The organism is Halococcus sp. IIIV-5B (assembly GCF_003602035.1).
GTDB classification, from domain to species: Archaea; Halobacteriota; Halobacteria; order Halobacteriales; family Halococcaceae; genus Halococcus; species Halococcus salsus.
This window is the reverse complement of record NZ_QZWE01000018.1, coordinates 64,574-79,476: the sequence shown is the minus strand read 5'-3', so window position 1 is coordinate 79,476 and position 14,903 is coordinate 64,574. Positions and strand designations below refer to the sequence as shown.

Here is a 14,903-nt window from a genome sequence, read left to right as displayed (position 1 = left end):
CCTCGGGGGTGTGGGTGGGACACGACTCCGGCGGATTTCGACTCCCCTCGGGACCGGGGCTGAAACAGTGGGTCCCCTCGCGGACGTTCCAGCCGTAGTTGGTGCCCTTCTCGATCAGGTCGATCTCCTCGAACATGTTCTGCCCGACGTCGGAGGCGTAGAGATCCCCATTGGAAAACCCCATCCGCCAGGGGTTACGGAGGCCCCACGCGTAGTACTCGTCGAGCCCTGCTCCCTCCACCAGCGGGTTGTCGTCGGGGATCCCGTAGGCTTTCTCGCCCTCCTGACTGTCGACGTCGATCCGGTGGATGCCACCTAGCAGGTTCTCGGAGACGTTCTGACCGTTGCCGCCCTCGTTCGCCTCGTACCAATCGGAGACGTGGCCGAGGTCGGTGTCGTGGGCCCCGCCGCCGTCGCCCATGCCCATGTAGAGGTAGCCGTCCTCGGGCCCGAAGACGATCGCTCCCGAGTTGTGGGTGTCGTACGGCGAGGGGATCTCCATGATCGTCCGCTCGGAGTCGGGGTCGGCGCTGGTACCGTCGTCGTTCGCCGTGAACTCGGCGAGGACCTCGGTGTGGTCGAACTCCTCCGGGGTTCCCTCCCGGATCGGAGCGCTGTAACGCAGGTAGAACGTGTTGTTCTCCTCGTACTCGGGGTGGAAGGCCATCCCGAGCAGTCCCATCTCGCCGGTGATCTCGACGATCCGGTCGCTCACGTCGATGAACGGCTCGTCACGGAGGCCGTCGGAGTCCCGGAGGTAGACCTGGCCGAACCGGTCCACGATGTACATCGCCGACCCACCCGGCGGGGTCTCGAAGTCGAGCGGTGCGACGAGACCGCCGTCGGCGACGGTTTCGAGCCGCACCGACGCGCCCTTCGGGACGTAGGGTTCGGCGTTCGTGTTCTCCGGTGTCGCGGTCTCGTCGCCGAACAGTATCTCCCCGCGCATCGAGACGGGATGGACGTCGCAGATGTAGGCCGCCATCTCCTCGGTCGCGGTGAACTCGTAGCTCTGGGTCGCGCCCTGTTCCGAGATGATCTCGCTGCGCTCGATGGAGTTGTCGTCGTCGTCGAGGAAGGCGACGTTGTGGGGCTGGCCGTCGGTGTTCTCCCACTCGAACACGTAGGTCGTGCCGGCTTCGAGCCGGAGCGGGGGGTTGGTCTCGTCGGCGATCGAATTGGGCGAGCGCCCGATCCAGCCCCCGACCTCGCCACCGAAACTGAACGTCTCGGGCTCCGACTGTGCGCCGGCGAGGCCCCCGACACCGGCGAGCGCGCCGACCGCGGCCGCCGTCCGGAGAAATCGTCTGCGGGTCGTTCCGTTCGGTGCGAGTCGTTCCGTCGTGGTGGTATCGAAGTTCATTGTCAGCTCTCACGCTCCGGCGAGTGGTCCCGTCCGCGTCGCCGTCCGGCCCGGACGGGCGATCCGGCCTCGGTCATTCGTCCCCGCCCCGGGACACCAGTCGGGCGGCGATGCCGACGACGCCCGCCAGCCCCGCGAGCACGCCGAACCCGGGTCCGCTCCCCGGGACGAACCGGCCGACCCCACCGTCCTCGGTTCCGTTCGGCGCGTTCGTGGTCGTCGCGCTCTCGGTCGCGGTCGGCGTCGGTTCCTCGGTCGCGGTGGCCGTCTCGGTGTCGGTCGCGGTCGGGGTTGGCTCGGCGGTCGCCGTCGCGGTCGGCGGTCGACCCGGCGTCTCGGTGTCGGCGGCCGTCGTCTCTTCGGCCGCGGGCGGCCGGAGGCGCTGGACGGCCCCGGTCTCGCCCGTCGGCCCGAGTTCGTCGGTCGTCAGCGCGTAGAGTTCGCCGTCGTTGTCCCGACCGACACACAGCAAGAACCCGTTCAGATGACCGTTGTCGGTGTCGGCGAGCGTTATCTCCTCGGTCGACCACTGGCCCTCGTCGGTCGGGGTGGCGGCGAACAGCGACCCCGTCGGTTCGGCCTTCCCCTTCGAGTAGTCGCCGAAGACGTACCGGTCTTCGAGCTCCGGGATGGTCGCGTTCTCGTAGAAGTAGCCGCCGATCACGGAGATGCCGGCCCCGGGGCCGTCCTCGACGTTCGGGTGGGGGTACTCGACGACGGGGTCGATCAGCGGCTCGCCGCCGCGCACCGAGTCGGGGGTGCGGCTCGGACACGACGCCCGCGTGTCGCCCGGGTTGCCGGTCGCGGCGAAACAGTGGGTCCCTTCCTTGATGTTCCACCCGTAGTTGCCGCCCTTCTCGACGACGTCGACCTCCTCGTACCGCGCCTGTCCGACGTCGGCGGCCATCAGCCGGCCGCCGGAGAAGTCCATCCGCCAGGGGTTGCGAAAGCCCCACGCGAAGTGTTCGTCGAGGCCCGCGTCGTCGACCAGCGGGTTGCCGTCGGGGATGCCGTAGGCTTTCCCACCGTCCTGCGTGTCGACGTCGATCCGGAGGATGCTCCCCAGGAGGTTGTGGCCGACGTCCTGACCGTTCCCGCCCCGGTTCGGGGCGTACCAGTCGTCGACCTGCTTTTCCGACTTCAGCGCGCCGCCCCCGTTGCCGATGCTGATGTAGAGGTAGCCGTCGTCGGGGCCGAACGCGAGCGCGCCGCCGTTGTGGGTGTAGTACGGCGAGGGCATTTCGAGCAGCACGCGCTGGGTTTCGGGTAGCGCCGCCGTGCCGTCCGCGTTCGCCTCGTACTCCTCGACCACTTGAGTGTGGGTGTAGTTCGAGGGCGTGCCCTCGCGCCGCGGGGCGCTGTAGGCCACGTAGAACTTGCGGTTCTCGGCGAAGTTCGGGTGGAACGCGAGCCCGAGCAGGCCGCGTTCGTCGATCACCTTTTCGTTCGGGAGGTTCCCGAAGTCGACGAGCTGGTCGCTGAGGTCGAAGAAGGTCTCGCGCTCGCCGGAACCGATGTCGTAGACGTAGATCTGGCCCACTTGATCTACGATGAAGAAGCGGCCGCGCTCGCCCGGCGGTGCCGCGAGGTCCAGCGGCGCGGTGAGACCCTCGTCGGCGACCGTCTCGGTTCGTATCTGCGGTCCCTTCTCGAAGTACGACTCGTCCACCTCGACCCCGCTCGTCGTGGTCTCGGTCGCCGGCTCGAAACTGACGTCGCCGACCATCGTGGTCGGGTGGACCTCACAGAGGTAGGTCGCCATCTCCTCGGTCGCGGTGAACGCGAGGGTCTGGGTCTTCCCCTTCCCGGAGATGACCTCCGTCCGTTCGAGGACGGCCCCGTCGGCGTCGTGTATCTCGATGTTGTGTGGCGCGCCGTCGGTGTTCGTCCACGTGATCCGGTAGTCGGTACCGGCTTCGAGGTGGAGGGTCGGGTTGGTCGCGCCCTCGATCCGGCCGGGGGCTCGACCGACCCAGCCGGCGGTCGTGCCATCGAGCTCGATAGTCTCGGGCTGTGACTGGGCGGCGGCTCCCGTGAGCCCGCCGACGCCGGCGAGCGTGCCGGCCGCGGCCACAGTCAGAAACCGTCGACGCGAGGGCAGACCGGACGAACTGGAGGACGCTCCCGTATCTGGTCCCTGTGTCATGTTCTTTGATGAAGGCCGATCCCGGTGCCGGGAGTCGGTTTTAGCTATCTCGAAAACGGTGCGGGATTCACTTAGCGGTTGTGATACCAGCATCGCCGACGGTTCGTCGATAGGTGGATTGCTCGAACCTTGTGGGCCGCGGATCGGCCGGTTCAGTCGTGGCGGAAGGCGCGCTGGCCGGTGTGGGCCATCGCGAGACCGAGGTCGTCGGCCGCCGCGACCACCTCGTCGTCCCGCATGGAGCCGCCGGGCTGGACCACCGCGTCGACGCCGGCCGCGGCCGCCGCCTCGATGCCGTCGGGGAACGGGAAGAACGCGTCCGACGCCAGCACCGACCCTTCGGGACCCTTCCCCTCGGCGTGTTCGTCGGCCTTCATCGCCGCCAGCCGCACCGCGTCGACTCGCGAGACCTGGCCCATCCCCACCCCGACGGTCTCGGTGCCGTCGGCGAGCAGGATCGCGTTCGACTTGACGTGTTTGATGACCTGCCAGGCGAAACACATCGTCTCCAACTGCTCGTCGGTCGGTTCGCGTTCGGTGACGACCTCCAGGTCGTCGGGTGTGATGACCTGCGCGTCGCGCTCCTGGACGAGCCGACCGCCGGCGAGGGGTTTCTCGCGAAAGCGCGCCTGCGCACCGAACTCGCCGACGTCGAGCACCCGGAGACTCTCCTTCTCCCGGAGGGTCGAGAGCGCGTCGTCGGTGTAGCCCGGTGCGACCACGACCTCCTTGTAGGAGTCGATGACCTGCTCGGCGGTCGCGGCGTCGCACTCGCGGTTGAGCGCGACGATCCCGCCGAACGCGCTCATCGGATCGGTGGCGAGCGCGCGCTCGTAGGCCGTCGCGAGGTCGTCGGCGGTCGCACAGCCCGCGGGGTTGGTGTGTTTGATAACCGCGGCGGCCGGCTCGTCGAACTCCTCGATCAGCCCGAGCGCGCCGTCGGCGTCGTTGTAGTTGTTGTACGAGAGCGCCTTCGCGTCGGGGTTCAACTGGTCGGCGTCGACCACGCTCGTGGCCTCGCTCGTCGGGTCCGAATAGACCGCCGCGGCTTGGTGGGGATTCTCGCCGTACCTGAGCTGTGCCCCGCGCTCCTCGGTGGCCATCCGCCGGCTCGGGAAGTCGTCGGTCGCGTCGCGTTCGACCCGAACCCGCCGGTCGTCGCCCTCACCCTCGATCTCGATCGCGCCCTCGGCGAACCACCGGACGGCACGCGGATAGGCCGCGAACTCGGCTCGCTGGAGCACCCTGGTCTTCAGCGACTCGGCGTCGTCGTTGGCGTACACCGGTACTGCCTCCTGAGTCACGATCGGTCCCTTGTCGACCTCCTCGGTCGCGACGTGGACGGTGCAGCCCGTGACGCTAACGCCCGAATCGAGGACCTGTTCGTGGGCGTCGGCCCCCGGGAAGGCGGGCAGTAGCGACGGGTGAACGTTGAACGTGGGTGGCGCGTCGTCGAGATACACGCCGGTGAGCACGCGCATATAGCCGTCGAGGCAAACGAGGTCGACGTCGTAGCCGTCGAGCGCGTCGAGCAGGCGGCGCTCGTGGGCCTCGCGCGAGTCCTCGCCCTGTTCGACGACTTCGGTGGGAACCCCGCGCTCGGCCGCGCTATCGAGTACCGGCGCGTCGGGGTCGTCGGTGAGGACGACCGCGAGCTCCGCCCCGCCGGGTTCCCGTTCGGCGATCCGCAGCAGGTTCCGGCCCCGGTTCCCCGCCAGCCCCGCGATCCTGGTCATGTTCGTGGTGGGGACGCCAGCCACTTTGTGCGTTCCCATTCGGTACCCGCTCGCCGCGCCCGGGTCGCGCTACTCCCCGCGCTCGCCGAGCCACTCGCCGAACGACGCCAGCGCGCGTCCGCGGTGGGAGACCGCGTTCTTCTCCGCCGTGTCCATCTCCGCGAACGTGGTGCCGTCGTGTTCGAAGATCGGGTCGTAGCCGAACCCGCCGTCGCCGCGCGCCGGGACGATCCGCCCGCGCACCACGCCCTCGAAGAGCTTCACCGGCAGGCCCTCGTTCGACTCGTCACCCGCCGCGGCCGCGAGCGCGCGGTCGTCCCGGTCGACCGGGTCCGGACTCGCGTCGAACGACCCGCCGTCGCAGTAGGCCAGCACACACCGGAAGGCCGCCCGGGTGTTCTCGGCGGCCCCATCCGCATCCTCTTGGTCCGTCACGAGCCGCCGGACACGCTCGACGCCGAGGGTGTCCTCGACGTACGCGGAGTACGGTCCCGGAAACCCATCGAGGGAGTCGACGAACAGGCCGGCGTCGTCGACGATCACGGGTTCGTCCGCGTGGGTGTAGGCCTCGCGCGCGCCGTGGGCCGCGATCGTCCCGAGGTCGGGGGCCTGCACCTCGGTGTAGTCGTAGTCGAGGGGGTCACAGTCGATGTACGCCCGCGCCTCGCGGACCTTCCCCTCGTTGGTCGTCACGTACCTGAGCATGCCGGGTATGGGGAACTCGCCGAAAAGTAGGCGTCGATCAGTCGACGATGACTTCGACCGGCTCCTCGTTCTCCTCGTACTCGCTCGTCTCCTCGCCCTTGCTCTCCTGGGCGACCAGGAAGGCGGCGACGCCGAGGACGATCCACGACCGCCAGTTGGCGAGGTTCAGGGTGTAGCCGACCCCGAACGGCTTCTTCACCAGCATCTCCTCGCCGGGCTGCCAGTACGCCGACAGCATCCGACCGAGGCTCGGGCGGTTGAAGTTGTACGGGACGCCGAAGATCTCGCCGGACGGTGGTCGTTCGTCTGCCATGTCCCCCCATTGGGCGGCCCCCGTTAAGTGATTTACTGGTCTCGCGCTACTGGTATCGCCCGCGACCCTCGATCTCCCGGAGACGGTCGAGTACCTCGCGGTCGCCACGTTCGGCGTAGCGCGCCTCGAAGGCCTCGCGGAGCCGGTCGGGCTCCGTGGCCGTTCCCGAGAGCGACTGTTCGAAGACGTGACAGTCCATCGCGTGGTCCTCGACCGCGTCGGTGTAGTAGCCGAGCCCGAAGTCGATGAGGTAGGTTCGGCCGTCGTCGGCCGTCTCCCCACTCACCCGGACGTTTCGGGTCGTCGGGTCGCCGTGGACGATCCCCGAGTCGTGGAGCCTCGCGAGGTGGTCGGCGACCGCACGGACCCGGTCCGTGCCCGCTCCCGCATCCACCTCCAGCCGGTCGCGGAGGTCGGCGTCGCCGACGCGTTCGAGAGCCAACCGCGTCTCGTGGGTGTCGACGTCGTCGACCACCGGCGTCGGCACCCCGAGCCGGCGCGCGGCGCTCGTGAGGCGCGCCTCCTCGACGACGCGCTCGCGCCGGAGCCGGTCGTCGAGCGTGGGATGGCGGTAGGATTTGGGGAGACGACGTTTCACCACCCGGTCGCCCTCGAACTCGACCACCGCCTCTGCGCCCTGGTGGTCGGTCTCGGGGTCGGACTGCCGTGGCGGGTCGGGGTCGCGCCACGTCACCGCGACCTGGTCGGGGCGGAACCCCGAATCGATCCGCGAGGACTCGACCGGGATGGTCTCCCCGGCCTCGGCCATCCTCGCGCCGAGCACCGCGATCATCCCGGCGTTGTCCTGCAGGAAGCGCGCCTCGGGCGCGAAGAACTCGGCCCCGCGGGCCGCACACATCTCCCCGAGCATCGCTTGGAGCCGTGCGTTCTGGCCCACACCGCCGCCGAGCACGAGTTCGGTCTTCCCGGTGAGCGCGAGCGCGCGTTCGGCCACCTCGGTGAGCATCGCGAACGTCGTCTCCTGGAGCGAGAAACAGACGTCCTCGACGGGGACCCCGTCGTCGACGGCCTCCTTCGCGGCGCTCATGATTCCGGAAAAGGAGAAGTCCATCCCGGTGACCACGTAGGGAAGATCGGTGTAGCTCCCCGCGCGCGCGGCGCGTTCGACCTTCGGCCCCCCGGGGTGCGACCAGTCGAGGTGGCGGGTGAACTTATCGAGCGCGTTGCCGATCCCGGTGTCCATCGTCTCCCCCAGGATCCGGTACCGCCCGCCGACGAACCCGAGGACGTGGGCGTTCGCGCCGCTGGTGTTGAGACAGATCGGCGAGTCGAAGTTCGACCGGTGGCGACCGATCTCGGCGTGGGCGAGCATGTGGTTCACCCCGACGAGCGGCACGTCGAGCGAGAGCGCGAGCGCGCGGGCGGCGGTGCCCGCGATCCGGAGACACGGGCCGAGCCCTGGTCCCTGGGAAAACGCCACCGCGTCGATGCCCCCCTCCCCCGTTTCGTCGAGCACCGTCTCGACCACGGCCGGGATCGCCGTGCGCATGTGTTCGGCGGCCTCGCGCGGATGGATCCCGCCGGTCTCGGGCTGGTAGGCGTCGCTCTCGATCGAAACGTCGTCCGTTTCGGGATCGAACAGCGCCGCGCTCGCCGCCCACGCGGTACCCTCGATACCGAGAACGCGCATCCGCCCGCTCACGTCCCCGTCACTCGGTCGTTCACGATGCCCGTGCCCGCCCGACACATCGCCTCAGTTCCACTCGGTGTAGCCACACCGACCGCAGTGCGAGCGGTCGCCGTGGTCGGCGAGGAACGCGTCGCCACACCGGGGACACTGCTCGCGGTCGGTGGTGCCGTCGTCGTTGTAGAGGTCCGAACGAGACATTCAGGCCTCCTCCGCTTCGACGTCGTCCCCGTCGCCCGCGATCTTGTTGCGTTCGAGCATGTAGGCCTGCTCGACTTCGAGGGCGTCGTCGGCGCTGTCGTAGACCTTGGCGTAGCCGAGGGTTCGGCGCATCCCGAACTTGGTGTCGAGTTCGTGGATTACGACCTCGCCCGCGTCCTTGTTGAGCCGCGCGGCGAGGCTGTCGCGAACCGAGAGCCGCGACGGCGTCTCTTGGTCGTGGATGAGTTCGAACCGCACGTCGGTGCGGTGGAGCATCGGGTTCTCCTCCTCCGCAGTGATCTCTATTTCCATTACCCCACCTTCTCCCTGAAACGGCAAAAAGGATTTCGTGTTGACTTCCGGCTTTCGAGGTGTTCAGCGAACTATTCGACGAACAGCCGGATGTCGTTCAGCACGTCGTTGTCCGGGTCGTCGGGGAGGTCGAGGGTCCCCATCTCACGCCACGACGCACGCCAGTCGTGGCCCCCGTCCGGATCGCTCCCGCCGTCCACCGGCGTCGCGGCGAACACCACGTCGTAGCCGGTCGTCTCCGCGCCCGACTCGGCACGGTAGATGTGGTGACGGACCCGCCGCACGCCCTCGATCGCGACCTCGACGTCGGTCGAGTCCGCGACCGCCTCGCGCGCGCTCGCCACCCAGTCGGCACCGGGATCGGTCCGGCCGTAGGGCAATACCGGGATCGGTGCGTCCTCGCGCTTTAAGAGCAGCAGCCGTCCGCGCCCGTCGGTGACGCCCACGATGGCCATCCCCGCGATGGGTTCGTACAGCTCGAAGTGGTCCTGATGCGCTTCCGCCGACTCCTCGACGAACTCGACGTCGTCGCGGTCGCGCAGCGTTTCGGGGTCGGTGAGTCCGTCCATCTTCCCGACCTACCACCGATGGTGGACGTGCTCGGCGATCCGGCTCTCGTAGACATCGCGCGCCGCCCCGTGGCGCTCGTGGCTCAGCGGCTCGAACCCGCTCGCCGCGACGTTCTCGGCGATGTGCTCGGGGCTGGTCGAGCCCGGGATCACCGTCGAGACCGCGTCGAAGTCGAGGATCCACCGGAGCGCGAACTGCGCGAGCGTGAGTTCCTCGGGCACGACTCGTTGGAGGTCCTCGACGGCCGCGACGCCCTCCTCCAGCGGCACGCCCGCGAACGTCTCGCCGACGTCGAACGCCTCGCCCTCGCGGTTGAAGTTGCGGTGGTCGTTCTCCTCGAACTCGGTGTCGGCGTCGATAGCACCCGTGAGGAGGCCGGAGGCGAGCGGGACGCGCACGATGACCCCCACGTCCGCGCGCTCGGCTTCGGCGAACAGCGCCTCCGCGGGCCGCTGGCGGAACGGGTTGAAGATCACTTGGACCGTCTCGACGCCGGGATACTCGATCGCCTTCAGCCCCTCCTCGATCCGCTCGACGCTCACGCCGTAGTGGTCGATCCGGTCCTCCTCGACGAGGACGTCGAGCGCGTCGAACGTCTCGGGCTGGTAGTAGGCCTCGGTCGGCGGGCAGTGGAGTTGGAGCAGGTCGAGGGTCTCGTGGCCGAGGTTCTCGCGGCTCCGGTCGACGAACCCACGGAGGTGTTCGAGGTCGTAGTCCTCGGCCTCGTGGGGGTCGAGCCGCCGACCGGCCTTCGTCGCCACGGTCGGTTCCTCGTCCCGGTCGTCGAGCACCTCCCGAATTAGGCGTTCGCTCCGGCCGTCGCCGTAGACGTCGGCGGTGTCGAGAAACGTGACCCCCTCGTCGAGCGCCGCCTCGATGGCCGCGTGGCCCTCTTCGTCCGCGACGTCGCCCCAGCTTCCCCCGATGTTCCAGGTTCCGTACCCGACTTCCGAGACGTCGTGACCGGTCGAACCCAGTGGTCGATGATCCATCACGAACCGTCCGGCCGTCCCCCGTGTAGGTGTGTCGGTCCCGGCGACCCGCTCGTTCCGCCGACTCACGTCGCCGAGCGCTGTCCCCGCACGAACACGACGTCGACGGCGACTGGTTCGCCCGTCTCGTTCGTCAACTGGTCGTCGATGTCCTGGGCGACCCCGGGTGGGATCCGTGCGTTGGGTCCGTGTTCGGCGACGACGGCCACCGTCGCCGGTTCGCCGAACAGCACGTCGGTGATGGTGTAGTCGACGCTCGCGGATTCGAACTGGAGCCCGTCGAACCGGCCGCTATCGAACATCGCTTCGACCTCGCTGTCGGTGGTGTACTCGACCGTCCCGGTCTCGAAGGAGGCCACCGTGACGAGCCCGAGCACGACCGAGAGCAGCGCGATCCCGCCCACGACGGCCGCGACGTGGGCCCGGACTCGACGACGGGTCCGGGCCGCGTACGTCCCGAACTCCGGGCGGTAGCCGGCGAGCCAGAACAGCACGAGCGCCGAGAGGTTGACCGCGAGTAGGTTCACCAGCACGAGCACGCCCGCAGCGATCGTGACGCCCGGATAGCCCCACGCGAGCCCGAGGCCCGCAGTGGCGGCCGGCGGGATGAGCGCCACCGCGATCGCGACGCCGACGAGCGCCGACCCGGCTCCCCGAATCAGGCTCACGGCACCTGCGATACCCGAGCCCAGCGCCAGAAACAGCGAGAGGAAGTTCGGCGAGGTGCGTTCGGCGACCTGCGGGATAGTACGAATATCGACCGGCGGCAGGAGGACGGTCTCTTTCAGCAGGAACCCGAAGACGGCACCCGTCGCGACCGCGGCCGCCAGTCCGGTCGTTTGGAGCGCCAGGCCGCGCGAGGCCATGTCGTCCTTCGCGAGCACTGTGCCGACGCTCGCGGAGATGGCGGGTCCCATGAGCGGGGCGATCACCATCGCGCCGATGATGGTCGCCGTCGAGTCGAGCAGGAGCCCCGCCGTCGCGATGAGCGTGCTCACCACCAGGAAGATGAAGAACGTCGAGGTCTCCGGCGCGAGTTCGGCGGCCCGCGCGACGAGTTCCTCACGCGAGATGCGGAGGTCGGTGTACCGCCCACGGAGGTCGTCTATCCGGCGTGAGACGACCGTCTCCGTGGATTGAACGATCGTGTAGGCGTCCTCTTCGAGCCCTTCCTCACGGAGGCGCGAGAGAACCGGCTCGACGCCGCCGGTCGGCACCGGAAAGGAGACCACGGCCTCGAAGTCGCCGCGCCCGGTCTCCGCCCACATCGCGTAGTCGACCCCCTCGTCGTCGAGCGATCCCACGATCGACTCGCGCGCTCCCTCGGGGATCAGTATCTGAACGAGCCTCATGCCACTCTACTGTTCGTTCGTGAAGATAACTGCGCCGTGCGTTCGACCCGTTCTCGGGGCCAAAAAACGCTATTCGAGGTCGAGCGCGCGCCGCGCTCGGTCGTGGTCGCCGTCCATCCGCGAGAGGAGGCCGCGCGCGTGTTCGCCGATCTCGGTGTCGATCTCGACGTGGACCATGCCCTCGCCCGGCTGGCCGTAGACCACGCTCGCCCCCTCGGGGGCGATGGCGAGCACCGGCAGCGCCGCGAGGTCCTCCTCGCCCTCGACCACGACGACGGCGGTCTCGCCTCGCTCGATCCCGTCTTGGAGGGCGTCCAGGAGTTCGTGGGCCAGCCCCGCCGCCGGGTTCTCGACGTCGGTCCGGCTCTCGTAGCCCGTGATATCCGGGAGTTCGTCGTCCGGGAGCGCCTCACGTTCGGTGACCCAGTCCACGACCGCGAGGTCGGGACGGACGCCCGCCCGCGTGAGGTGACGGGTCACGACGTCGCCGACCGCGACGACCGGTTCGCCGAGCTCCGCGACGAGTCGATCGGTATCGGTGAAGACCGGGCCGAACGGCTCCTTGAACGCGCCGCGAAGCTCGTCGGGGAGACGGAGAACGACGTCCGAACCGTCGGTGTCGCTCTCCTCGTCCGTCCCGTGGTCGGCCACGTCAGCGAACCTTCAGCGCGTAGCGGCCGGGTTCAGTGACCTGCATCTCGGCGGCGATCTCGCTGGTCTCGGGGTGGGCGATCACCACGTAGCCCGCCCAATCCTCGGTGAGGCTCGACGAGCCGCAGGCGGGACAGGTCTGCTGGTCGGGCGAGTCGAGCACCCGGTGGCACTCGCGGCAGACGCGTCTGGTCGCCACGCTCACTCACCCGCCGCGGCGGCCTCGCGCTCCTCGCGGAGCCAGCCGTGTTTGCCGAGTCCGACCTGTTTCGCGGTCAACCCGATCTTCGAGTCGCGTGGGTTGCGCTCGTCGATGCTCTTGGTGACGATCCGGGCCCGAACGGCATCACCGACCCCGAGGGTCTGGTTCGACTCGCGCGAGGCGAGCATCTGACCCTCCTCGTCGTAGGCGAGATATTCGTCCGAGATCTGCGAGACGTGGAGCAGGCCGTCGATGGGGCCGATCCCGACGAACGCGCCGAAGCTCACGATCTCGACGACCTCGCCGTCGATGACCTCCTGCATCTGTGGGTCGAAGGTGATCGCGTCGAACTCGGCCTCGTAGTAGACCGAGCCCTCGTGACCACGCCGACCGGGCAGCACACGGCCGTCGCCGATGTCGTGGACCTCGGTGACGCTGACCACGCTGCCGACGTCCTCGTCGAGGCGCCCCTCGAGCTTGTCTTGGAGGAGGTGTTTCACCATGGTCGACGAGACGTCGGCGAGCAGGTGTGGCGGTACTTCGATCGTGTCGGTGAGTCTGACTCGTTTGTACATTTATGACTCCGTGATCGCGAGGGTGTTGCCCCGGGCTCCGATGACCGGGACGCCGGTCTCCAGCAGGCGGTCGCGCAGCGGGCGGTCGTTGGTGCAGACGAGGTCGCACCGACGGTCGGTCGCGAGTTCGACGCAGGCGTCGTCGGCGTACTCCTCCCGATGATCGAGCGGCGAACACCGCTCGGCGAGGTCGCGCCCGACGCTCGCCGCGACGGCTTCCTCGCCGTGTGACCCCGCGAGCTCGTCGAGTTCGTCGAGCACGGCACGCGGAACGAGGAGTTCGGGGTTCGTCAGGAGGCGTTCGAGCTCGTCGAACACCCGGACGTCGCACTCGATCGGCATCATCAGCGCGTTGGTGTCCATCAGGACCCTCATCCCGTGAGCGTTCCGATACCGATGAGCCGCCACCGCGCGCCGACCCGGCGGTTGATGGCGATCTGGGTGCCCTCGGCCGCACAGACCGGCCGCTTCAGCGAGACCTCACACTCGTCCTCACGCGCGCTCGTCACCGCCCCCACCGTGGTCGCGGTGCCGACGGTGAGCATCAGGGGTTCACCCGTCGAGACGGGCTCGATCGCCTCGTCCTCGCCGACGATCCGGTCGAGCAGCGAGACGTCCATCGTGAAGTCCTCGCGGGTCGGCGGGAGCGAGCCCGGCGGCCCGGCGATCTGGCCCGCCAGTCCGTCGCCCTTCGTCAGGCTCGGGTCGAGGCCCGTCCCGACGCCGAGCAGCCCGCCCGGCGTCACGGTTTCGGCCGACTCGCCACCGGCCTGGAGCGACCGGATGTCGGTGGCGATCGGCTGCCACTCGGTCTCGCCACCGTGTTCGACTTCTCGCCCCGGGCGGAGTTCGAGTTCGTCGCCGACGTTCATCTCGCCCGCGACGAGGCTGCCACCGAGCACCCCGCCCAGCAGCTCGTCGGCGTGCGTTCCTGGCCTGTTGATGTCGAAACTCCGGGCGACGTGGAGGCGGGCGTCCGAATCAGGGTCGCGTTCCGGGGTGGGGATCTCCTCCTCGATCGCCTGGATCAGGATGTCGAGGTTCGCCTCCTGGCCCGCGCTCACGGGAACCACCGGCGCGCCCTCGGCCACGGTGCCGGAGACGAACTCCTGGATCTCCTCGTAGTTCCGGCGCGCGCGGTCGGCATCGACGAGGTCGACCTTGTTCTGGGCGATCACGATGTTCTCGATCCCGATCGAGTCAAGCGCCATCAGGTGTTCCTGGGTCTGGGCCTGTGGCACCGTCTCGGTGGCGCTCACGACCAGCACCGCACCGTCCATCAGCGACGCGCCCGACAGCATCGTCGCCATCAGTGTCTCGTGGCCTGGGGCGTCGACGAACGAGACGGTACGAATGGGTTCGCTCTCGACCCCGTTCTCGTCGGTCTCGGCCACCGTGTAGCACTCGGGGGCGTCGCGGTCCGGGAAGCGCCGAAAGGTCGCGTCGGCGTAGCCGAGTCTGATGGAGATGCCGCGCTTCATCTCCTCGGAGTGCTGGTCGGTCCACGAGCCCGACAGCGCCTCGACGAGGGTCGTCTTGCCGTGGTCGACGTGGCCGACCAGCCCGATGTTCACCTCCGGTTGTTGGTGGTTCCGTGTCATCTCGAAAGGAATAGGATGGGTACGCCCGAACCGTTGATAAATCTGCTGTTCCGCGTGCGGCGGTCGGAACCGGCATCCTGTGGGCTGAACGCGCCGATCATCGACGGGGCAACGACTATGCGCCACCCCTGACACGCCCAGGCATGGCGGAGCCGTCGGACCGCGACCGATTCCTCGGGACCCGCGACCGCCTCGCGAGCCTCGGTCTCACCCTCGGCGTCCTCCTTCTCCTCGCCGACGAACTGGTCGCCTCCGCGTCCACCACGACCGCGACGGGCTGTGCGCCGAACGGTACCGAGGACGACGCCTCGGCAGCGCGGTGGTAGTGCGGTCGCGGTCGGAGCGGTTGCGATCGGAGCGGTTGGCGCGCGCTCGCGGTCGTGCGCGAACGGATGTGAGCGCGCGAGCGCGGACACTGTGCGAGGGATGAGTGGAGTGAGTGAAACGAACGGAGCGAATCGGCTGGGGAGGCGTGTGGCTGATGCGGGGCGGTTAGCGGTTCTCAGTTGCGTCGGGAATAGTAATCGCGCTCGTTT

Annotated in this window: 17 protein-coding genes; 1 reads left to right on the top strand and 16 read right to left on the bottom strand. The window is 68.8% G+C overall.

Annotated features, from left to right (window positions below):
* From D3261_RS12965 to D3261_RS12890, 16 genes are all read right to left on the bottom strand, one after another.
* A partial coding sequence (locus tag D3261_RS12965; RefSeq protein WP_120073014.1) for a PQQ-dependent sugar dehydrogenase occupies positions 1–1,363 on the bottom strand: 1,363 nt, incomplete at its 3' end.
* A gap of 73 nt (positions 1,364–1,436) precedes the next feature.
* A complete protein-coding gene (locus D3261_RS12960; protein WP_120073012.1) occupies positions 1,437–3,437 on the bottom strand; it encodes a PQQ-dependent sugar dehydrogenase in 2,001 nt (666 codons plus the stop codon).
* A 224-nt stretch (positions 3,438–3,661) separates the two neighbouring features.
* Positions 3,662–5,245, bottom strand: coding sequence for a bifunctional phosphoribosylaminoimidazolecarboxamide formyltransferase/IMP cyclohydrolase (gene purH / locus D3261_RS12955; protein WP_120073024.1), 1,584 nt, complete (start codon positions 5,243–5,245; stop codon positions 3,662–3,664).
* Between the two features lie 69 nt (positions 5,246–5,314).
* Positions 5,315–5,950: a non-canonical purine NTP pyrophosphatase gene (locus D3261_RS12950; RefSeq protein WP_120073010.1), complete on the bottom strand. Its 636-nt coding sequence runs from the start codon at positions 5,948–5,950 to the stop codon at positions 5,315–5,317.
* A 37-nt stretch (positions 5,951–5,987) separates the two neighbouring features.
* On the bottom strand, positions 5,988–6,263 hold the full coding sequence (locus D3261_RS12945) for a DUF5808 domain-containing protein (protein ID WP_120073008.1): 276 nt from the start codon (positions 6,261–6,263) through the stop codon (positions 5,988–5,990).
* 46 nt (positions 6,264–6,309) lie between these two features.
* Positions 6,310–7,914 carry a bifunctional N(6)-L-threonylcarbamoyladenine synthase/serine/threonine protein kinase gene (locus tag D3261_RS12940; RefSeq protein WP_120073006.1) on the bottom strand — a complete coding sequence of 535 codons (1,605 nt, stop codon included), beginning with the start codon at positions 7,912–7,914 and terminating at the stop codon, positions 6,310–6,312.
* Between the two features lie 63 nt (positions 7,915–7,977).
* Entirely contained in the window at positions 7,978–8,112 is a 135-nt protein-coding gene (locus D3261_RS12935; protein ID WP_007695974.1) for a 30S ribosomal protein S27ae, read from the bottom strand.
* Positions 8,113–8,424 (bottom strand): 30S ribosomal protein S24e, encoded by a 312-nt coding sequence (locus tag D3261_RS12930; RefSeq protein WP_120073004.1) that lies wholly within the window; start codon positions 8,422–8,424, stop codon positions 8,113–8,115.
* A gap of 71 nt (positions 8,425–8,495) precedes the next feature.
* Complete coding sequence (locus D3261_RS12925) at positions 8,496–8,993, bottom strand: hypothetical protein (RefSeq protein WP_120073003.1); 498 nt, start codon at positions 8,991–8,993, stop codon at positions 8,496–8,498.
* A 9-nt stretch (positions 8,994–9,002) separates the two neighbouring features.
* Positions 9,003–9,986, bottom strand: coding sequence for an aldo/keto reductase (locus tag D3261_RS12920; RefSeq protein ID WP_120073022.1), 984 nt, complete (start codon positions 9,984–9,986; stop codon positions 9,003–9,005).
* Between the two features lie 65 nt (positions 9,987–10,051).
* Positions 10,052–11,338 (bottom strand): TIGR00341 family protein, encoded by a 1,287-nt coding sequence (locus tag D3261_RS12915; RefSeq protein ID WP_120073001.1) that lies wholly within the window; start codon positions 11,336–11,338, stop codon positions 10,052–10,054.
* 69 nt (positions 11,339–11,407) lie between these two features.
* A complete protein-coding gene (locus tag D3261_RS12910; protein WP_120072999.1) occupies positions 11,408–11,989 on the bottom strand; it encodes a GTP-dependent dephospho-CoA kinase family protein in 582 nt (193 codons plus the stop codon).
* 1 nt (position 11,990) lies between these two features.
* Complete coding sequence (gene spt4, locus D3261_RS12905; RefSeq protein ID WP_029601774.1) at positions 11,991–12,188, bottom strand: transcription elongation factor subunit Spt4; 198 nt, start codon at positions 12,186–12,188, stop codon at positions 11,991–11,993.
* Between the two features lie 2 nt (positions 12,189–12,190).
* Positions 12,191–12,766 carry a DNA-directed RNA polymerase gene (locus tag D3261_RS12900; RefSeq protein WP_120072997.1) on the bottom strand — a complete coding sequence of 192 codons (576 nt, stop codon included), beginning with the start codon at positions 12,764–12,766 and terminating at the stop codon, positions 12,191–12,193.
* Complete coding sequence (locus D3261_RS12895) at positions 12,767–13,129, bottom strand: PIN domain-containing protein (RefSeq protein ID WP_192927935.1); 363 nt, start codon at positions 13,127–13,129, stop codon at positions 12,767–12,769.
* A gap of 8 nt (positions 13,130–13,137) precedes the next feature.
* Complete coding sequence (locus tag D3261_RS12890) at positions 13,138–14,367, bottom strand: translation initiation factor IF-2 subunit gamma (protein WP_120072993.1); 1,230 nt, start codon at positions 14,365–14,367, stop codon at positions 13,138–13,140.
* Positions 14,368–14,510: 143 nt separating this feature from the next.
* On the opposite strand from D3261_RS12890, the gene D3261_RS12885 reads away from it, so the two are divergent.
* Positions 14,511–14,693, top strand: coding sequence for a hypothetical protein (locus D3261_RS12885; protein ID WP_120072991.1), 183 nt, complete (start codon positions 14,511–14,513; stop codon positions 14,691–14,693).
* Positions 14,694–14,903: the final 210 nt, after the last annotated feature.